The organism is Caballeronia sordidicola, assembly GCF_002220365.1.
GTDB classification, from domain to species: domain Bacteria; phylum Pseudomonadota; class Gammaproteobacteria; order Burkholderiales; family Burkholderiaceae; genus Caballeronia; species Caballeronia sordidicola_C.
The window spans coordinates 1-19,060 of the sequence record NZ_MTHB01000063.1; the positions used below are offsets into that span (position 1 = coordinate 1).

A 19,060-nucleotide genomic window follows, 5' to 3' on the forward strand; every position below is an offset into this window, starting at 1 on the left:
AGCCCTTGCGGGCTGCGCGGCTTCCACTAACTTGATAACGACCTCTCAAGCCAACCGTTCTTCGCTCTTCGAATCGAACAACACGGCCTTCGACACATCGAACAACAGCGTCATGTTCGTCAGCGGTTGCGGGTTTGACGCCGGGTGCACGCGGCTCACCACGCGCTTGCCATTCACCTGCGTGAACACCAGCGTATCCGGGCCCGTCGGTTCGATCACATCGATCTTCACTTCAATAGGCTGCAACCGCGCGTCTTCCACGTTATGCGCGCTGCGGGCATCCGTAATCCGCTCCGGCCGCAGCCCAAGAATCACATTCTGGCCGACTTTGCCACGCACGGCGGCAGCATCGAACGGCAGGTTCAGCACGGTGCGCGTCACGCCCGTATCGACCTCAAGCCCGATACCCGACCCGGCCTCGACCAGCTTGCCATCGATAAAATTCATCGGCGGCGCGCCAATGAAACCCGCCACGAACAAATTCGCCGGCGAATCATAGATATCCTGCGGTGCGCCGAACTGCTGCACCACGCCATCCTTCATCACCGCGATCCGGTCGCCGAGCGTCATGGCTTCGATCTGATCGTGCGTCACATACACAATCGTCGTTCCAAGGCGCTGATGCAGCAGCTTGATCTCCGAGCGCATCTCGATCCGCAGCTTTGCATCCAGGTTCGACAACGGCTCGTCGAACAGGAACATCACCGGATCGCGCGCGAGCGCACGGCCCATGGCCACGCGTTGACGCTGACCGCCCGACAACTGGCCAGGCTTGCGATCGAGCAAATGCTGGATCTGCAGGGTGTCCGACACGCGCGTCACAATCGCCTTCTGCTCGTCCTTCGGCACCTTGCGAATGTTCAGCCCGAACGAGATGTTCTCGCGCACCGTCATGGACGGATACAGCGCGTAGGACTGGAACACCATTGCAATGTCGCGATCCTTCGGCGAGAGGTTGTTCACCGTCTTGCCGTCGATCATGATGTCGCCCTTGGTGACCGTCTCCAGCCCGGCGATCATATTGAGCAACGTGGACTTGCCGCAGCCTGAACCGCCCACGAGGATCAGGAACTGACCATCCTCGATGTCGATGTTCACGCCTTTCAGAACGGGCACGCCGTTCGCATAAGTCTTGTACACGTCACGGATAGAAAGGCTTGCCATGCTGTGAATCCTTTAATGTCTCTGCGCCGAATTAATGTTCTTCCGCGCTTCAGTTGATCTTCTATCGCGAGCGCCGTTCAGCAACTGAAGGCGCCCCGCCGGCAGCAGCCTTCACCGCGTCAGCCCTTCACCGCGCCCGCTGTCAGGCCGCGCACGAAGAAGCGGCCGGCGACCATGTAGACGAGCAGGGTGGGCAGGGCGGCAATGATCGCAGCAGCCATGTCGACGTTGTATTCCTTCACACCCGTCGATGTGTTGACCAGGTTGTTCAGGGCGACGGTGATCGGCATTGAATCGACGCCGGAGAACACGATCCCGAACAGGAAGTCGTTCCAGATCTGCGTGAATTGCCAAATCAGGCACACCATGAAAATAGGCAGCGACACCGGCAACAGGATCTTCGTGAAGATGGTGAAGAACCCCGCACCGTCAATCCGCGCCGCCTTCACCAGCTCCGCCGGAATACTCACGTAGAAGTTGCGGAAGAACATGGTGGTGAACGCAATACCGTAGACCACGTGCACGAGCACGAGACCGGTCGTGGTGTTAGCGAGTCCCAACATGCCTTGCAAACGCGCCATCGGCAAAAGGATGGCCTGGAACGGGATGAAACAACCGACCAGCAACATGGTGAACACCGCATCGGCGCCACGGAAGCGCCAGTGAGTGAGCACATAACCGTTGAACGCGCCGACGATCGACGAGATCAGCACGGCCGGGATCACCATGCGCACGGAGTTCATGAAGAACGGTTCCATGCCGTCGCAACGCACGCCGGTACACGATTGCGACCACGCCTTGACCCAAGGCGCGAACGTGAACGAGGTCGGCGGCGTGAGCAGGTTGCCGGTGCGCAACTGGTCGAGGTCCTTGAAGGACGTCGAGAGCATCACGTAGATCGGGAACAGGAAGTACAGAGCAAACAGAATCAGCGCCGCATAGATGACGGCGCGGCTGATCGTCATCTTAGATTCCATTGCGCGTGCTCCTCGATTCCAAATACATGAGCGGCACCAGCACGGCGACGACGGTGGCGAGCATCATCATCGACGAAGCGGCGCCCAGGCCCAACTGCCCGCGGTTAAACGAAAACGTGTACATGAACATGGCCGGCAGCGACGACGACGTGCCCGGACCGCCCGCGGTCAACGCAACCACGAGGTCGAAGGTCTTGATGGTGATGTGGCAGAGAATCAGCAGCACGGAGAAGAACACCGGCCGCATGCTCGGGATCACGATACTGCGATAGATCCGCGGCAACGAAGCGCCGTCCATCTGTGCGGCCTTGAAGATCTCCGCATCCACGCCACGCAAACCGGCAAGAAACAGCGCCATGACAAAACCCGTGGATTGCCACACGGCCGCAATCACCACGCAGAAGATCGCCTTGTCGGGGTTGCCGAGCCAGTCGAACGAAAAGCTCGTCCAGCCCCAGTCGTGGAAAATCTTTTCCAGCCCGAGGCCCGGATTCAGGATCCATTGCCACGCCGTGCCCGTCACGATGAACGACAGCGCCATCGGATACAGGAAGATCGCCCGCAACGCGCCTTCGTTACGGATCTTCTGGTCGAGCAGGATGGCGAGGAACAGCCCGAGCCCCACGCAGATCGCGATGAACGGAATGCCGAACCATCCAAGGTTCGCAGCGGACGTCCACCAGACGTCGTTCGAGAACAGCTCGGTGTAGCGCTGGAAGCCGGTGAATTCATAACGCGGCATCAATCGCGAATTGGTCAGCGAAAGCCAGCCGGTGATCAGGATAAAGCCGTACACGAACACCAATGCAATCAGCACGCTTGGCGCGAGTACGAGCTTCGGAATGTATGTATCGGCAAGCGCCGCCAGAGGCGACGTGCGGCGAGGCGGGGTGCGCGACGTCTTGCTCGCGATACCGCTAGGGGAGGCAGCCACTTCTCGACTCCTGAAAATTTGCCGGCAAGAGTCTCAGGCCGGAACAGGGATACAGCAGTTTTTACGCCAACTCATGCTTGGGATTTGCCCGGGCGCGCGGCCGGTTAAGAGCCGCGCGCCCGGTTGTCGAACGAACGCTTACTTCGCGACTACTTCGCTCACTTTGTCTTCGCGGCATTCGCGAGAGCGGCAACTGCGCTCTTCGAATCCTGCGTCGAGTTCATGAACTTCGTCACGACGTCGGTGATCGCGCCTGCAGTTGCGTCACCTTGCGCCATGCCGTGAGCCAGCGACGGCACATACCCGCCTGCCTTGATGGCCGTCTGTTCATCCGCGTATGACTGCTTGCCGCAGGCGTCGAACTTGGCCATCGAGACACCCAGGCGAACCGGGATCGAGCCCTTGTACAGGCTGAACTGTTCCTGGAATGCAGGCGACATGATGGTCTTGGCGAGCGCCAGTTGGCCCGGCGTCGCTTCCTTCGAACCCTTCTGCTGGAAGAACACGAACGAGTCGACGTTGAACGTGTACTGCTTGGCGGTGCCCGGCACCGGTGCGCAGACATAGTCTGTGCCAGCGGTCTTGCTCGCGCCTGCGAACTCGCCCTTGGCCCAGTCACCCATGAACTGCATGCCGGCCTTGCCGTTGATGACCATGGCGGTCGCCAGGTTCCAGTCGCGGCCGGTACGGCCGTTATCGAAATACGTTTCGATCTTGCGCACCGTGTCGAACACGCCAACCATCTGGTCCGACGTCAGCGTCTTCTGGTCCAGGTCGACAATCGCCTTCTTGTAGAAGTCCGCGCCTTGCGACAGCACGACGTCTTCCCACAAGGTCAGGTCTTGCCACGGCTGGCCGCCTGCTGCCACCGGAACGATGCCCTGTGCCTTCATCTTGTCAGCCAGTTCGAAGAATTCCGGCCACGTGGTCGGAACCTTGCCACCTGCTTTGTCGAGCGCTGCCTTGTTGATCCACAGCCAGTTCACGCGGTGCACGGAGAACGGTGCTGCGACGTAGTGGCCATCGGCGTGCAAGATCTTGTCGATTTCGGGCGGCAGGTTCTTCTTCCAGTCGCCGGCAACCGAATCGATCGGTACGAGCACGCCTTGTTCAGCCCATTCCTGGATCAGCGGACCCTTGATCTGTGCTGCCGACGGTGCGTTGCCCGAGATGACCTGGGTCTTGAGCGCCGTCATGGCAGCTGCGCCCGCGCCGCCTGCAACGGCGAAGTCCTTCCAGGTGTAGCCCTCTTTGGTCATGTCGTCTTTCAACACGCCAACGGCCTTCGACTCACCACCGGAAGTCCACCAGTGCAGTACCGACAGGGATTCAGCTGCCTGAACCGCTTGCGCCGACACGCCGCACAACAGACCTGCGGCGCCGAGCGCGCCGATGAGCTTGCGAAATTTCATTGTTTATCTCCTCCGAACACCTGAACAAAAAACGATTGGCCCCTGATGCCGCCAGGAAGCGATGGCTGGAACATGAACAAACTGAAGTGGCCGGTTATCGGCGGTGTCGGCGGGAAAAGGCCAAGCATTGTCCAGGGCAAGGAACCTTGGGCACGCCCGCCTGGCCGGCAGACCGAACCACGGCCGCACGGCTCTCAAGAGATGAGTGTGTCGAATCGCAACTGTGTCTCCTCTTTTGATTTTTGCCCGTTCACACTGGCGTCGACCAGCGCGGCGTGCGTCCGGGGTTTTGCATCCAGCGGCTTTAGCCCTTGCCGCACCGTTGCCTATCTGGCAAAAGCGTCATCGGCTCAGGTCCATTACCATGCAACTAGACATGAAACTCCGGGAAAACACGCATGTTCTGGTTGACTAAGTGTTTTTTTCCGGGATCACGTTACCCCTTGATTTGAATTGTAGTTAAACTACAATTCAGTGTCAAAAAAAATTTTATTGGACTACGGTCCTTCTGAACTTAGCGGAGACACATGCAAAACGACTCGAATTTCACCTTTGTTCTGTTCGGCGGAACAGGCGATCTTTCGATGCGCAAGATCCTGCCGGCGCTGTTCGAAGCGCACCGGGGCGGAATGCTCGCTGAAGGCGGCAAGATCGTCGCGGTGGCGCGCGCCGCCGAAGATCGCGAGGCGTATTTGAAATGGGTCGATGAACACGTCAAGCCGCACGTGTCGAAGAATGGCGTCGACGAAAGCGTGTGGAAGGGTTTTCTTGCGCGCTTCGTGTACGTCCGGCTCGACCTCGGCAAGCCGGAAGACTTCAAGCTGCTGCGCGATGCGGTGAACGAGCACGGCGGCACGCGCGTCTTTTATCTGGCTACGGGACCGTCGCTGTTCGTGCCGATCTGCCGTGCGCTCGCCGATGTCGGCTTGAACGAAAACGCGCGGATCGTGCTGGAAAAGCCGCTGGGCTACGACCTGAAGTCGTCTAAGGCCATCAACGACGCGGTGGGCGAGATCTTCCAGGAAGAGCAGATCTACCGGATCGACCACTATCTCGGTAAAGAGCCGGTGCAGAACCTGCTCGCGCTGCGCTTCGGCAATGCGCTGTTCGAACCGCTGTGGCGCCGCGAGTGGGTGGAGAGCATCCAGATCACGATTGCGGAAGAGCTCGGCGTGGAAGCGCGCGGCGATTTCTACGACAACACCGGCGCGTTGCGCGACATGGTGCAGAACCACTTGCTGCAGTTGCTTTCCATCGTGACGATGGAACCGCCGCATTCCATGGATTCCGATTCCGTGCGTGACGAAAAGCTGCGTGTGCTGCGTGCGCTTAAACCCGTCGATCCGCGCGACATCAGCAAGGTTGCCGTGCGCGGCCAATATCATGCTGGTGTGATCAAGGGAACGTCGGTGCCGGCGTACGCCACCGAAAAGGGTGTGCGGCCGGACAGCCATACCGAGACGTTCGTTGCGTTGAAGGTGGAGATCGAAAACTGGCGCTGGGCTGGCGTGCCGTTTTTCCTGCGCACCGGCAAGCGGCTGGCGGATCGCACAGCGGAGATTGTCGTGAATTTCCGGCCCGTGCCGCATTCGGCGCTGGGTGCGAATGCGTTGCGTGCGGGCGCGAACCGGCTGGTGATTCGCTTGCAGCCGAACGAAACCATTCGCCTGTACTGCCTTGCCAAGCAGCCCGGCGAGGGCATGAACCTCGCGAGCGTCCATCTCGATCTTGCCTTCGACAAGTTTTTCAAGGAAGGGCAGATGGAGGCGTATCAGCGCCTGCTGCTCGACGTGATCAACGGACGTCTCGCGTTGTTCGTGCGGCGCGATGAGCAAGAAGCGGCCTGGCGTTATGTGGAGCCGATCCTGGACGAATGGGCTGCGTCTTCGAAACCGCCGAAGCCCTATGCATCGGGCACCTGGGGACCGGCGGCCGCAAGCGCGATGCTCGCGCAGCACGGCACCTGCTGGCTGGAAGAAGAGAATTAAGACTTGTATTAAGACCGTTGTAATGGGTCGGTGGGACGTGTTCTAAGACGTACGTGCTGTAGACATGTTGCAATTAAAGCCGAGACAAATCCTGTTGCGCGACGCTGAAAGTAGTTCAGGCGTTGTCGCAACGGGCGAAATGAAACCAAAACAAGGCAGCATGGAGGAGCAGTGATCCAGCTTCATACTTTTGATGAGCCAAGCGCCCAATCCGACGCATTGGCAGAAGCGGTAGGCGACGCGCTTACCGCAACGCTCGCGGCCCGCGGAGCGGCGTCGGCTGATGCTGCTGTGGCTGGCAACCCCACCCAACACGCTACGCTCGCCGTGTCCGGCGGCACGAGTCCGAAGCCATTCTTGCAAACGCTGTCGACCTATGCGCTCGACTGGGCGCATATCGACGTCACGCTGGTCGATGACCGATGGGTGCCGGAGACGGACGGCGCGAGCAATGCGCGCTTCGCGCGTGAAACGCTGTTGCAGAATGCAGCGAGCGGCGCGTATTTCCTGCCGCTGGTGGACACGGCACGACCGCTGGACGCGCACATTGCGGAGCTGAACGCCGATGCACAGCGCCGGGTGCCTGACGTAGCTGTTCTCGGCATGGGCGAGGACGGCCATACGGCCTCCATTTTCGCCGATGCCCCGGAGTGGGACTTTGCGATATCGACGGCTGACCGGTTTGTCTCGGTTCATCCGGGCAGTGCGCCGCACGCGCGCGTGTCGTTGTCCATGTCCGCGCTCAAGGAAGTCAAGCAGCTCTACCTGTTCATTAGCGGGCAGAAGAAGCTGGATGTACTAACCGCTGCGCTTGCCGCACCGCAAAAAAACGCCATCTCCACGTTGGCAAATGCTCAAGGAGTCAGGCTCGATGTCTACTGGTGTGCAAAGTAAGGCCGTAACGATAGCGGCCGGAAGTCAGCACGCCGACGGACCCAGGCTTTTGGCCGATGTTGGCGGCACCAACGCGCGGTTTGCGCTTGAGACGTCACCGGGTGTGATTGGTGAAATACGTGTGTATCCCGGCCGCGACTATCCGGGTATTGCTGAAGCGATGCAGCAGTATCTGAAGGACATCAAGGTGAGCCGCGTGAACCACGCGGCTGTGGCGATTGCGAATCCAGTGGATGGCGATCACGTCTCCATGACGAATCACGACTGGAGCTTTTCGATCGAGGCCACTCGCCGCGCGCTGGGCTTCGATACGCTATTGGTCGTGAACGACTTCACCGCGCTTGCAATGGCCTTGCCCGGTCTCACCGACGCACAGCGTGTGCAGGTAGGCGGCGGTGCGCGTCGGCAGAACAGCGTGATTGGGTTGCTTGGACCGGGTACGGGCCTCGGCGTGTCCGGCCTGATTCCTGCCGATGACCGCTGGATTGCGCTTGGCAGTGAAGGCGGCCATGCGAGTTTCGCGCCGTCGAACGAACGTGAAGACCTGGTGATGCGTTTTGCGCGCACTAAATTTCCGCACGTGTCGTTCGAGCGCGTGTCGGCAGGACCGGGTTTGTTGCTGATTTATCAGGCGCTTGCGGAACGTGATGGCGTGAGCGTGCCCGACGATCTCGAATCGGCCAGCATTACGCAGCGCGCGCACGATGGCGAGGCGCTTGCGCTTGAGGCCGTGAACTGTTTCTGCGGCATTCTTGGTACGTTTGCCGGGAATGTTGCGGTGACGTTGGGGGCGTTGGGCGGGATTTTTATCGGCGGCGGGGTGGTGCTGAAGTTGGGCGAATTGTTCACGAAGTCGCCGTTTCGCGAGCGGTTCGAAGCGAAGGGGCGTTTTCAGCAGTATTTGTCGAGTGTGCCCACGTTCATCATTACGGCGGAATATCCGGCGTTTCTTGGGGTATCGGCGATATTGTCGGAGCAACTATCGAATCGCGCGAACGGCGGCTCGTCCGCGGTGTTCGAGCGGATTCGTCAGATGCGTGATGCGTTGACGCCGGCCGAGCGCCGCGTGGCCGATCTTGCTTTGAACCATCCGCGTTCGATCATCAATGATCCGATCATCGATATTGCGCGCAAGGCTGACGTGAGCCAGCCGACGGTGATTCGCTTCTGCCGGTCGCTGGGTTGTCAGGGGTTGTCCGATTTCAAGCTGAAGCTGGCGACGGGTCTGACCGGTACGATTCCGGTGAGCCACAGTCAGGTGCATCTGGGAGACACCGCCACGGATTTCGGTGCGAAGGTGCTGGACAACACGGTGTCCGCGATCCTGCAATTGCGTGAGCATTTGAACTTCGATCATGTGGAACGCGCGATCGATATCCTGAATGGTGCGCGGCGCATCGAGTTCTACGGGCTGGGCAATTCGAACATCGTGGCGCAGGACGCGCACTACAAGTTCTTCCGGTTCGGCATCCCGACCATTGCTTATGGCGACCTGTACATGCAGGCGGCGTCGGCGGCGTTGCTGGGCAAGGGCGATGTGATTGTGGCGGTATCGAAGTCGGGGCGTGCGCCGGAGTTGTTGCGCGTGCTTGAAATTGCGATGCAGCAGGGCGCGACGGTGGTGGCGATCACGTCGAGCAATACCCCGTTGGCCAAGCGTGCGACGGTGGCGTTGGAGACTGATCACATTGAGATACGTGAATCTCAGATGTCGATGATTTCGCGCATTTTGCATCTTGTGATGATCGACATTCTTGCGGTTGGCGTGGCGATCCGTCGTGCGGTGCCCAATGCGAGCGCTGACGTGAGCGAAGCGATGACGAAGGTGAGAGAAGCAGGCGATGACGACACGGGCGCGGTGCTTGATTGGCTGAGCCACGGCGCGGCGGGGATAGCACGCGACTAAAGGTGCATGAGACGTAGCGTGCCAGATGGAGCGCTGAAGTAAAAAAACCGCCAATGCGAACGTCGATTGGCGGTTTTTTGCGCTTGGGGGCGCATAGCGCATGAGGGAAGCTGGGGGCTTTGCGGGTCCATAGGCAGGCAGTGCTTGCCCGAGGGCACTGGTGGCGAAGCGTGTCTATGTCAGGATTCGCGAGAAGGAGGGGTTCAAACATCCGTGGCTCTGGCGAGCACCGTGCTTTTGGGGCACCCATGAATGGAAACTGCACGCTGTGGACACTTAGGGTAGCGTGTTTTGAAAGCGTTTTCTTTGCTTCGTTTCTTTGTCGCTAAGGACCAGGAAATGACGTGCCGCCACGCACAGTGGCTAATAGTGATAAAGAGAATATCCGACTCGCGCAGACCACTAACTTAAGCAGCAGCAACCCGGCATTGACTCCGACCGCTAACGCGAGAATCCAGCAACCCGGCATTGACCCCGACCGCCAACCTCAGAACCTAGCGCCCCGACATTGACTCAGCGCCCAACAGCCAAAACCCGCCTAGAGAAATACTTCGCGATCCTAAATAAAATCCCAAAAACAAAAGCACCAACCAAAAACCGTCGACCGGTGCCAACAAAAATAAAAAACGGTGCGATGCCCTTTCGGACACCGCACCGATACGCGCCTCTCGCAGCAGCGTGAAAACCTTATGACTCTCTCTCTGTCGTACTTGCTCCGGCTGATTCGTTCGTTTTAGAACGAGTGCTGGATGCCTGCGTACACGCCTGTCTGGCTGTGGCCAGGCAGTGGGTTGTCGGACGAAACCGTGTCACCCGCGCTGTTCGCGTTCAGACCAAAATTGGCGTTCTTGCTGTTGCGTGCCGATGCAACCTGGATGTCCAGCAACGTACGCTTGGACAGGTTGTACGAACCGCCGACCGTGTAGATGTTGGCGTTACCCGCACCGTTGTTCGCATTGACGTGATAGACCGCTGCGATCAAAGCTGCAGCCGGCGTAGCTTGCCACGTCACACCGCCCCATTCCTGATCAGTCGTCGTCGGCGTGCCAATAGGTACATTGGTTTCACCCGAAGTACGTGACGCTTGATACACGGCCTGAATCTTGAACTGGCCGAGGAACACGTTGACGCCGGCGAAGTATTCGCGGCCGTAGTTGAACGGACCGTTCGGCGAACCCGCGGCTGTATCGCCCAGACCACCGTTCACGTTGTTGCGGATCTCGTCGTACAAGCCACGGATCTGGAACAGCGAGTTCGTGTAGGTCACTTGCAGACCGCCTTCACGACCTGTTCCCGGTGTTGCCGGGTTGCCGCCGCTACCGTTGAAGCCCGTCGTGTTCGAGAACGCGTACTGGCCGTAGACGTCAAAGCCAGCGATCTTCGGCGACTGGTACGACACGTTGTTGCTCGATTGCGGCCAGTTGCGGCCACGCACCAGCGACGCCGACGACCAGTTCGACTGACCGAACGGATCGAAGTCCCACACGCCGTTCGAGATGAACAGTTCGCGACCCAGCAAGAGGGTACCGAACTGGTCGTTGGCGATACCGACAGTCGCCCAACGATTGAAGATACCGTTGTTACCCGGGCCTTGGCCGGTCATGGTGTTAAAGCTGCCTTCCAACTGGAATACGGCCTTGTTGCCGCCGCCCAGATCTTCGACGCCCTTCATGCCCCACAAGCTCGTACCCCAATCGCCGCTTTCCGCGCGGAATTGATTCGAGCTGCCAGTAGCCTTGCCAGCAGCGTTAGGATTTGTAGGATTGCCGGACGTGTATTCGAGACCGGCGTCAAGCCGACCATAGAGCGTTACGCTACTTTGAGCGTGTGCCGCAACGCCGACCGTCAGCAGCGAAGCCGCGAGCAAAGCTTTCTTCATCATCTCCTCCAACCCTGTCAAAAAATAGAAGCCCAAGTGCGGCGGTAGTGGTTCGGCGCCAGCGCACCGAACCGGAAACTATTTAGAGGGATGACACGCAAAGGGGTGGTGTCCTTGACATCCGGCAGCCCGTTGACTGACCTCCGGTGTCGCAAACCAACCCTTTGGATTGGTGTCTCCTCAGTTCTTTTTGAAGTAAAACTACTTTTAATGAACTTCGTTTCCGTACTTTGATTACTAATTTAGCAAATTACCTTTGTGCCGCCAAGAAAATTGTTGTCAACCCATTTTCTGTCTCGAAAATGCAATGATTGATGTGTTGCGGGTTTGCGCGAAGGTTGTAAAAAAAGGTGAAAACCCTTGCGGGATAAGGATGTAGGCCATCCGGACCCTTAACGCTATGGATTGCCTCTATTGACGGACGATGCGCGTGAGGTTAATGCATTTGGGGCTTAAAAACGTTTGCCTGTTTAGATATACCAACTAAAAAAGCGCCCCTCGGGGCGCTTTCAGTTTTGGAGCGCGGCCGGTCTGTAGTTTTACTTCAGGCTGCCCGACAGAAATTGCCTGAGCCGTTCGCTGCGGGTATTGCCGAAAACGTCGTCGGGACGTCCTTCTTCTTCTATCCGTCCCTGATGCAGGAATACGACGTGATTCGAGACATTGCGTGCAAACGCCATTTCGTGCGTCACCACGATCATCGTGCGGCCTTCCTCGGCGAGCGTCTGCATGACCTTCAGCACTTCGCCGACCAGTTCTGGATCGAGCGCCGAGGTTGGTTCGTCGAAGAGCATGACGTCCGGGTGCATGGCCAGCGCCCGCGCGATAGCCACGCGCTGCTGCTGGCCACCAGACAGATGCGACGGATACTGCTGTTCCAGCCGCGGCGCGAGTCCCACTTTCTCGAGATAGGTGCGCGCACGGTCCTGCGCTTCCCGTTTCGATAGCCCCAGCACCTTCAGTGGCGCCTCCATGACGTTTTCCAGCACGCTCAGGTGCGACCAGAGGTTGAAGTGCTGGAAGACCATGGAAAGGCGCGTGCGCATGCGCTGCAACTGTTTGGGCTCAGCCGCCTTCAGCGCGCCGTACTTGTCCTTGAGGGTGCGGATTTCCTCGCCATCGACAAAAATCCGGCCGGAATTCGGCTGCTCAAGGAAGTTGATGCAGCGGAGCATCGTGCTCTTGCCCGACCCGGACGAGCCGATGACGCTGATCACATCGCCGGCTTTCGCCCTTAGCGAGACGCCCTTGAGGACTTCGTTGTCGCCGTACTGCTTGTGCAAGTTATCGACGAAAAGCTTGGATGCCGGTGTGTTCATGAGGTGCCGATCCCGTTCCTGTTCCTTGAGGCTTATTTACCTTGCGGCCGCAAGTAGGCGAGCCAGCGGTATTCGGCACGGCGAAACAGCCACACGAGCGCGAACGAAATGCAGAGATAAAGCGCGGCGGCAATACCGAACGCCTGGAACGACTGGTAAGTCGCGGAATTCACGTCGCGGGCGATCTTGAGAATGTCCGGCACGGTGGCGGTGAACGCGACGGTGGTCGCATGCAGCATCAGGATCACTTCGTTGCTGTAGTAGGGGAGCGCCCGGCGCAACGCCGACGGCAGGATCACCCGCCGGTAGAGCGTAAAGGACGACATTCCGTACGCCCGCGCTGCTTCAATCTCACCGTAAGGCGTCGCCCGGATTGCGCCAGCGAAGATTTCCGTGGTGTACGCGCACGTATTCAGCGTGAATGCGAGCAGCGTGCAATGCATGCCGTCGCGGAAAAACTGGTTGAGCAGCACATGGTCGCGAACCACTTGCAGGCTGTAGAGCCCCGTGTAACAGAGCAGCAGTTGCACGTAGAGCGGTGTGCCGCGGAAGATATACGTGTAGACCCAGACGCCGCGCGACAGGAACTTGTTCTTCGATACCCGGGCGACCGACAACGGGATCGACAGGCAGAAGCCGAGCACGATCGATACAACCAGCAGCCACATGGTGATGGCGAGGCCGGTGATGCGATAACCGTCGGTGAACAAATAGTTGCGCCAGTATTCCTGGATGATTTCGAGCATGGATTCCGCCGCGTGGGGGTTACCTGGGGTTACCTGGGGTTACCTGGGGTTACCTGGGGTTGCCTGATAGTGTCTGGGTTCGCTGTGATTTTCTTCAAGCGAAGGCGCTTGGCGCACATGCGCCGCGTGCCGGCTACGACTGCTTTCGGCTATTCATGTTGCTCATGTTTCTCATGGCCTAGAGGTCGGCCTTGCGCACGCCCGACGAGTAGCGCCGTTCAAGCCACATCAGCACGAGATTCGATATCGTGGTGATCACGAGATAGACCGCGCCCGCGAGCAGCGTGAAAAAGAAGAACCGCAACGTGCCCTTGCCGGCGTCCTGGGCGGCCTTGACCACGTCCGCCAGACCGATGATCGATACCAGCGCCGTCGCTTTCACCATCACCTGCCAGTTGTTGCCGATGCCCGGCAGCGCAAAGCGCATCATCTGCGGGAACATGATTCGTGAGAAGGTTTGCCAAGGCGTCATGCCGTAAGCCGCGCCCGCCTCAAGCTGGCCGCGCGGCACCGAGAGAAACGCGCCGCGGAAAGTCTCGGTGAAATACGCGCCATAGATGAACCCGAGCACGATGACACCGGCCACGAACGGGTCGATATCGATCTGATCCCAGCCCAGGAAATCGGTAAGGTGATTCAGCCAGATCTGGATGCTGTAGAACAGGAGCAGCATCAGCACGAGGTCCGGAACGCCGCGCACGAGCGTGGTGTAGATCGTGCCAGCACCCGAAGAAAAGCGGTTTCTCGACAGTTTCGCCGCCGCGCCGAGGAGGCCGATCACGAATGCGAAAACGAGCGACAAGACCGCCAGCTTGACGGTTTGCCATGTGCCCGAGAGGATAAGCGGCCCGTAGCCTTGCAGAAACATGGTGAGTCCTTGATGACGTGCGCGTGTGCCGTGGCCTTCGCTGTTTTCGCTGTGGCCATGTCAGCCGCGCTTTTTTTGCCTGAATTTGCGTAATCGCTCATAACCGCTGTCTGGCGATGCAAACCTGCCAACCGACCGTCTTCGGCGGTGCTTATTCTAGGTGTCCAAAATTGGTGCGTTTTGTCGACAAAGGCCTTTCACCCGAAAAAACGCGCCCCCGGCTGAAGTCCGCGGACGCACCGTGCGGCTTTCCCGGCGGGGCTTGTCCGGCGGGCTGCCGACATCTCCAGCACCCGTTGACCCCTGAAAAGGCCGGTATTCTACCCGAAGCCGACCGGTGCACCCCGGGGTCCAGTCCAGGCGTCCCGCTGCCCTGATGCTTCAGGCAAAGTCCACCGGCCAAGTCCGTGCATTGTCGCGATTGCATGCATTTTCAGGACGGTGTGGTGCCTGCGCGGGCGATTGTTTAGCGTGGTGCGAGCCCTTACATTCTCTCCATCGCAATATCACCGGGAGTTCGAGATGTTTGAAATTCGACGCGCCAATGAACGTGGCCACGCCAACCATGGCTGGCTTGATTCGTATCACAGCTTTTCTTTTGCAGGCTACGATGACCCGAAGCACGTGCATTTCGGTGCGCTGCGGGTAATCAACGAGGATCGCGTGGCGGGCGGACAGGGTTTCGGGACGCATGGCCATCGCGACATGGAAATCATCAGTTACGTGCTTGAGGGCGGACTGTCGCACAAGGACAGCATGGGCAACGGCTCGACCATCCATCCCGGCGATGTCCAGCGCATGAGCGCGGGCACGGGCGTGCGCCATAGTGAGTTCAATGGCTCGGCTACTGAAACCGCGCATTTCCTGCAGATCTGGATCATCCCGGACGCAGCGGGCAATGCGCCGGGCTACGAGGAAAAGCATTTCGACGACGCTGAAAAGCGCGGCCGGCTGCGGGTGATCGCGTCGCCTGAGGGACGGGACGGCGCGGTGAAGCTGGGTGCGGATGCAGAAGTCTACGCGGGTCTTTTCGACGGCGATGAACGCGCGGAATTTGACGTGCCGGCTGGCCGCCGCGTGTATGTTCATGTGGCACGGGGCGCGATTTCGGTGAACGGTGAAGCGCTCGCGGCCGGGGATGCCGCGAAGCTGGAGCAGGTGTCGAAGGTCACACTGGATCAAGGCGCCGGCGCTGAAGTGATTTTGTTCGACCTGGCGTAGATTGGCGTGAGCGTTACTGGCTGGTTTTTCCCGGCACCGTCCGGGAGGCCGGGAAAACGACAAAAGGCCGCGGAAAGATTCCGCGGCCTTTTGTGTTGTTCATTGCGTGTCGGATTTCCCGGGGAACCTAGATGACACCGCTGCGTGTCCGCTAGATCACCACGGAACCGGTGTGTATCGATCAATCGCGTCGGTCGTTGGTTCAACGCCGAAAACAATGTCACATTAAGCTGACGCAAAAAAGCCGTTCCAGCGTTGATTGGAACGGCTCGGCTGGCGCCACGCGATTGAACCGGCGGGCCGCGCCGCTTAAATCACCGGCTCCGGATACCTACCTCAAGCATTGCTGCAGCGATGCTCAAGGATTGGCGGCCGATGCGCCAGCCGGCGCACCCGGCATGCCGCGATGCTGACTCCAGCGCTCATGCATCTTTTCCCGGCGCGCTTCCATTCTTGCAAAGCGCTGCTTGAGCGCCGTGCTGACCGTGGTCTTTTGCTGGTCGTTCAGGGTGCCATAGAAATTCAGCCACGCGGCGCTCGTCTGGTCGCGCAACTGGGCATTCTGCTGCTCGATCTTCTGATGCGCTGCGTACATCGCGTTCAGATCGAGAATGGGCTGCTGCTCCATTGATGCCATTTGTGCGTGCATCTGCTTGTGGCTTTCACGCATGGCCTCGTGATTCTGCTTCATGGTGCCGAGCGCGGCCTGCCACGCTTTTTCCTGGTCTGCGTTGAGATTGAGCTGGCTGTGCAACTTGTCCATCTCTTTCTTCATGCGCATTTCCCCATGATGCCCGCCCGGGCCTCCAGGACCGCCCATCATGCCTGGAGCGCCGGGCGGCGGCGCGTCGGGCGTGGCGGCGCTCGCGGCGTTGACCGCGCCGATCGACAGGGCTAGCGCAGCGGCGGTGATGGCGAGGAATCGGGACTGCTTCAACATGGTCTACTCCTTTTTTGATTTCCAGAGCCGATCTGGCGGCGCCGTTTCGGTGGTCGCGCCTTCGGTAAGTCACAGCGTAGACAGTCACAGCCAAGCGCGTGTTACGAGCGAGGGCGCCGTTATTACGCCGGTTTACCTTCGCCTTTCGCGGTAACACCCAGTAAACGTTTTCGCTGTGATTGCAATGTGGAGGCCCCGCGCAGGCGTTAAACTGCGTCGCATGGCTACTCAAATACTTGTCGTCGACGACGACGCTGAACTGCGCGACCTCCTGCGCGACTACCTGGTCCGGCAAGGCATCGAGGTATCGGTGCTGCACGACGCGGGCACGCTCGAACGGCGCCTCGAACGCGAGCGCCCGGACCTGATCGTGCTCGACCTGATGATGCCGGGTGTGGACGGACTGACTGCGTTGCGCAAGCTCCGCGCTTCGGGTGACGACATCCCGGTGATCATGCTGACGGCGCGCGCGGACGACGTGGATCGCATCGTCGGATTGGAACTCGGTGCTGACGACTACCTCGGCAAGCCGTTCAATCCGCGCGAGTTGCTGGCGCGCGTGCAGGCGGTGTTGCGCCGGCGCCGGACGATTCCGTCGGCGGCGCCCGAGCAGCGCGAACCGTTCTCATTCGGGCGTTTCCGGCTCGATTTCCAGTCGCGCACGCTTCATCAGGACGAAACGCCGCTTACGCTGTCGGGCAGCGAATTCGCATTGCTGAAGATTTTCGTCAATCACCCCATGCGCACCCTGACGCGCGAGCGCCTGCTCGAACTGCTGCACGGTCCGGAATACGACGGCACCGACCGGGGTATCGACGTGCAGGTGTGGCGTCTGCGCCGGATCCTCGAAACCGATCCGTCTACGCCGCGCTTTATCCAGACTGTGCGCGGACGCGGTTATGTGTTCGTGCCGGACGGCGAGCAAAATGCGTCGGCCCATTGATTCACTGTTCGGCCGGCTGGTTGTCCTGGTCATCGGCGTGCTCGTGTTGTCGCACGTCGCCTGGTTCACGGTTATCCGGCTCGAACGGGACCAGACACAAACTCGCTACGCAGTAGAAGAAGCGGCCTTCCTGATAGATGCCGTGCGCCAGCACGTCGCGAATTCGCCGGATCAGCCGCTGCCGTCGAGTGTGCGCGTGGTCGAACCCAACAGTCCCGACGTTCCCAAACCCTTCACTGACGTCGATACCAGCCGAGTGCCGCCGCCGTTCAGTCGTTTTATCGACGACTTGCGGGATCGTCTGCCGGACGGCACCGACGTTCGCATCGGCGAGCCGGGTGGCCCGCCCCGCCTGTGGGTGCGAGGCGCGAAGGATGCCAGCTGGATAGTCGTGCCGGTGCAGCCCTTGCGGCCGCCGCGTTCGCGCGACCGGATGCTGCTCTGGCTCGCTATTATTTTTTCTACCGCCGTGATGGCCGCGCTATTTGCGGCGTGGCAATTGCAGACGCCGTTGCGTTCGCTGGCGCAGGCTGTCGGCCGCTTCGGCCGGGGTGAACCTACTCCGCCGGTACCGGAGCGCGGTCCGCGCGAGCTGCGGCAGTTGACCCACGGCTTCAACCAGATGGTGCGCGAAGTGGAGCAGACGGAAAGCGACCGCGCGGTCATGCTGGCAGGGGTCGCCCATGACCTGAAGACGCCGCTGGCGCGTTTGCGCCTGCGTGCTGAAATGATGGATGAAGCGAAACTACGGGATGGTGTGGTGCGCGACGTGGAATCCATGGCGCATATCGTCGACCAGTTCCTTGTGTTCGCCCACGACGGCGCCGATCGTAGCGAGCCAGCCGAAGTTGATCAGCAGTGCGAGCGCATTGCGCGCAGTTATCGCGCGGTGACCGTGGGAGCGCCGTCTGTTCAGACCCGGCTTACCGCGGGGCGGGATTTCGCGTTGCCCGCTGCGACACTTGACCGCTTGTTGTCGAACCTGCTCGATAACGCACACGCCTACGGTGCACCGCCGGTTGTGATCGAAACGTTGCGCGGGACAAATGGCTGGATTTTGCGTGTCATGGACAGCGGCAGCGGGATCGCGGCACATGATCTGGTGAAGGCGAGCCGGCCGTTCGTCAGGCTCGATCCGGCCCGCGGCGGCAGCGGCCACAGCGGGCTGGGGCTTGCGATTGTTGAGCGGCTGGTAAGGCGGGCGGGCGGCGAATGCGAAATTGGCAATCGCCCCGAAGGCGGCCTGCAGGTCGTGATGACCTTTCCTTTCGATGTGGTGGCGCGCTCGGCCGAGATGTTGCATGGCGACGTGCTGAATGAAGCGCGCATGATGTGATTGATCATCCCGGGGCTTGGCGTCCTCGGGCGGAGGGGGTCCCAGACTTGGCCAAACCCCGTGGCCAAAACCCCGTGGCCAAAACCTCGTGGCCAAAACCCCGTATCCAGAACCTCGCAGCGCCAGCGAAACCAAGTCTGGCGCCAGCGAAACCGCTAGTCGAACAAGGTGTTGAGCGCGGAAGCCGCTTCGCTGTCGACGGTGTTGTACGTCACGGTCGCTGCCTCGAAAATATAGTGCGTGGTGTATTTGCCGAACCGCGCCAGGATTTCCTCCTGGATCACTTCAGGCGCGACATCGAGACGCAAATACCAGGTAGTCGAAGAGAGCCGCGTCTGGAACGCACCGTACTCGGCCAGCAAGTGATCGAATGCTTCAGCGTCCTGATCGCGGCAGACAATGACCAGATTTCCCTTCATGCACCCCTCCTGATTCTTGATAACGGCAGATATCGAACTCGAAGGTCGATGATACCTGCTGTCGTGCCGCTGCCGCACCACGCCTTTCAGCCAACGTCTCGCCAAATTGCCGTC

Annotated in this window: 16 protein-coding genes; 6 read left to right on the forward strand and 10 right to left on the reverse strand. The window is 59.8% G+C overall.

Features of this window, described 5'->3' with window-relative positions; all coding sequences use genetic code 11:
* Positions 1–45: 45 nt before the first annotated feature.
* The 4 genes from BSU04_RS10755 to BSU04_RS10770 all read right to left on the reverse strand — a co-directional run bounded on the left by BSU04_RS10755 (position 46) and on the right by BSU04_RS10770 (position 4,487).
* On the reverse strand, positions 46–1,164 hold the full coding sequence (locus BSU04_RS10755) for an ABC transporter ATP-binding protein (RefSeq protein ID WP_089160600.1): 1,119 nt from the start codon (positions 1,162–1,164) through the stop codon (positions 46–48).
* Positions 1,165–1,283: 119 nt separating this feature from the next.
* Positions 1,284–2,141, reverse strand: coding sequence for a carbohydrate ABC transporter permease (locus BSU04_RS10760; protein WP_031359215.1), 858 nt, complete (start codon positions 2,139–2,141; stop codon positions 1,284–1,286).
* Positions 2,131–3,054 carry a carbohydrate ABC transporter permease gene (locus BSU04_RS10765; protein WP_306427183.1) on the reverse strand — a complete coding sequence of 308 codons (924 nt, stop codon included), beginning with the start codon at positions 3,052–3,054 and terminating at the stop codon, positions 2,131–2,133. The genes BSU04_RS10760 and BSU04_RS10765 overlap by 11 nt, the downstream gene beginning before the upstream one ends.
* A gap of 179 nt (positions 3,055–3,233) precedes the next feature.
* A complete protein-coding gene (locus BSU04_RS10770) occupies positions 3,234–4,487 on the reverse strand; it encodes an ABC transporter substrate-binding protein (protein WP_089160601.1) in 1,254 nt (417 codons plus the stop codon).
* A gap of 527 nt (positions 4,488–5,014) precedes the next feature.
* Between BSU04_RS10770 and zwf the strand changes: the two genes are divergently transcribed.
* From zwf to BSU04_RS10785, 3 genes are all read left to right on the forward strand, one after another.
* Positions 5,015–6,475: a glucose-6-phosphate dehydrogenase gene (gene zwf, locus BSU04_RS10775; RefSeq protein ID WP_089160602.1), complete on the forward strand. Its 1,461-nt coding sequence runs from the start codon at positions 5,015–5,017 to the stop codon at positions 6,473–6,475.
* Between the two features lie 171 nt (positions 6,476–6,646).
* Positions 6,647–7,369 carry a 6-phosphogluconolactonase gene (gene pgl / locus BSU04_RS10780; RefSeq protein WP_089160603.1) on the forward strand — a complete coding sequence of 241 codons (723 nt, stop codon included), beginning with the start codon at positions 6,647–6,649 and terminating at the stop codon, positions 7,367–7,369.
* A complete protein-coding gene (locus BSU04_RS10785; protein WP_089160604.1) occupies positions 7,347–9,275 on the forward strand; it encodes a bifunctional transcriptional regulator/glucokinase in 1,929 nt (642 codons plus the stop codon). Before pgl ends, BSU04_RS10785 begins: the two co-directional genes overlap by 23 nt.
* Before the next feature lie 733 nt (positions 9,276–10,008).
* On the opposite strand, the gene BSU04_RS10790 is transcribed toward BSU04_RS10785, so the two are convergent.
* The 4 genes from BSU04_RS10790 to BSU04_RS10805 form a co-directional block, all read right to left on the reverse strand.
* Positions 10,009–11,154, reverse strand: a complete 1,146-nt coding sequence (locus BSU04_RS10790) for a porin (RefSeq protein WP_089160605.1) — start codon at positions 11,152–11,154, stop codon at positions 10,009–10,011.
* Positions 11,155–11,693: 539 nt separating this feature from the next.
* On the reverse strand, positions 11,694–12,473 hold the full coding sequence (locus tag BSU04_RS10795; protein ID WP_089160606.1) for an ABC transporter ATP-binding protein: 780 nt from the start codon (positions 12,471–12,473) through the stop codon (positions 11,694–11,696).
* 32 nt (positions 12,474–12,505) lie between these two features.
* Positions 12,506–13,219: an ABC transporter permease gene (locus tag BSU04_RS10800; protein ID WP_089160607.1), complete on the reverse strand. Its 714-nt coding sequence runs from the start codon at positions 13,217–13,219 to the stop codon at positions 12,506–12,508.
* A gap of 178 nt (positions 13,220–13,397) precedes the next feature.
* Complete coding sequence (locus BSU04_RS10805; protein ID WP_089160608.1) at positions 13,398–14,087, reverse strand: ABC transporter permease; 690 nt, start codon at positions 14,085–14,087, stop codon at positions 13,398–13,400.
* 522 nt (positions 14,088–14,609) lie between these two features.
* Between BSU04_RS10805 and BSU04_RS10810 the strand changes: the two genes are divergently transcribed.
* Positions 14,610–15,308, forward strand: coding sequence for a pirin family protein (locus tag BSU04_RS10810; protein ID WP_089160609.1), 699 nt, complete (start codon positions 14,610–14,612; stop codon positions 15,306–15,308).
* Positions 15,309–15,666: 358 nt separating this feature from the next.
* Here BSU04_RS10810 and BSU04_RS10815 read toward each other — a convergent pair whose 3' ends face one another.
* On the reverse strand, positions 15,667–16,248 hold the full coding sequence (locus BSU04_RS10815) for a periplasmic heavy metal sensor (RefSeq protein ID WP_089160610.1): 582 nt from the start codon (positions 16,246–16,248) through the stop codon (positions 15,667–15,669).
* Positions 16,249–16,468: 220 nt separating this feature from the next.
* Between BSU04_RS10815 and BSU04_RS10820 the strand changes: the two genes are divergently transcribed.
* Both BSU04_RS10820 and BSU04_RS10825 read left to right on the forward strand, forming a co-directional pair.
* Positions 16,469–17,191 carry a response regulator gene (locus BSU04_RS10820; RefSeq protein WP_047896230.1) on the forward strand — a complete coding sequence of 241 codons (723 nt, stop codon included), beginning with the start codon at positions 16,469–16,471 and terminating at the stop codon, positions 17,189–17,191.
* Positions 17,175–18,527, forward strand: coding sequence for an ATP-binding protein (locus BSU04_RS10825; RefSeq protein WP_089160611.1), 1,353 nt, complete (start codon positions 17,175–17,177; stop codon positions 18,525–18,527). The genes BSU04_RS10820 and BSU04_RS10825 overlap by 17 nt, the downstream gene beginning before the upstream one ends.
* Before the next feature lie 155 nt (positions 18,528–18,682).
* Here the strand turns inward: BSU04_RS10825 and BSU04_RS10830 are convergent, their stop codons facing one another.
* Positions 18,683–18,946, reverse strand: coding sequence for a double-stranded DNA-specific endonuclease (locus tag BSU04_RS10830; protein ID WP_089160612.1), 264 nt, complete (start codon positions 18,944–18,946; stop codon positions 18,683–18,685).
* Positions 18,947–19,060 lie beyond the last annotated feature (114 nt).

Excerpts from the sequence above, each read along its gene's own strand:
- BSU04_RS10830 (WP_089160612.1), bottom strand. The coding sequence starts at position 18,946 with ATGAAGGGAAATCTGGTCATTGTCTGCCGCGATCAGGACGCTGAAGCA.
- zwf (WP_089160602.1), top strand. The coding sequence starts at position 5,015 with ATGCAAAACGACTCGAATTTCACCTTTGTTCTGTTCGGCGGAACAGGC.
- BSU04_RS10790 (WP_089160605.1), bottom strand. The coding sequence starts at position 11,154 with ATGAAGAAAGCTTTGCTCGCGGCTTCGCTGCTGACGGTCGGCGTTGCG.
- BSU04_RS10805 (WP_089160608.1), bottom strand. The coding sequence starts at position 14,087 with ATGTTTCTGCAAGGCTACGGGCCGCTTATCCTCTCGGGCACATGGCAA.
- BSU04_RS10755 (WP_089160600.1), bottom strand. The coding sequence starts at position 1,164 with ATGGCAAGCCTTTCTATCCGTGACGTGTACAAGACTTATGCGAACGGC.
- BSU04_RS10810 (WP_089160609.1), top strand. The coding sequence starts at position 14,610 with ATGTTTGAAATTCGACGCGCCAATGAACGTGGCCACGCCAACCATGGC.
- BSU04_RS10770 (WP_089160601.1), bottom strand. The coding sequence starts at position 4,487 with ATGAAATTTCGCAAGCTCATCGGCGCGCTCGGCGCCGCAGGTCTGTTG.
- BSU04_RS10785 (WP_089160604.1), top strand. The coding sequence starts at position 7,347 with ATGTCTACTGGTGTGCAAAGTAAGGCCGTAACGATAGCGGCCGGAAGT.
- BSU04_RS10820 (WP_047896230.1), top strand. The coding sequence starts at position 16,469 with ATGGCTACTCAAATACTTGTCGTCGACGACGACGCTGAACTGCGCGAC.
- BSU04_RS10760 (WP_031359215.1), bottom strand. The coding sequence starts at position 2,141 with ATGGAATCTAAGATGACGATCAGCCGCGCCGTCATCTATGCGGCGCTG.
- BSU04_RS10800 (WP_089160607.1), bottom strand. The coding sequence starts at position 13,219 with ATGCTCGAAATCATCCAGGAATACTGGCGCAACTATTTGTTCACCGAC.
- BSU04_RS10795 (WP_089160606.1), bottom strand. The coding sequence starts at position 12,473 with ATGAACACACCGGCATCCAAGCTTTTCGTCGATAACTTGCACAAGCAG.
- BSU04_RS10815 (WP_089160610.1), bottom strand. The coding sequence starts at position 16,248 with ATGTTGAAGCAGTCCCGATTCCTCGCCATCACCGCCGCTGCGCTAGCC.
- BSU04_RS10825 (WP_089160611.1), top strand. The coding sequence starts at position 17,175 with ATGCGTCGGCCCATTGATTCACTGTTCGGCCGGCTGGTTGTCCTGGTC.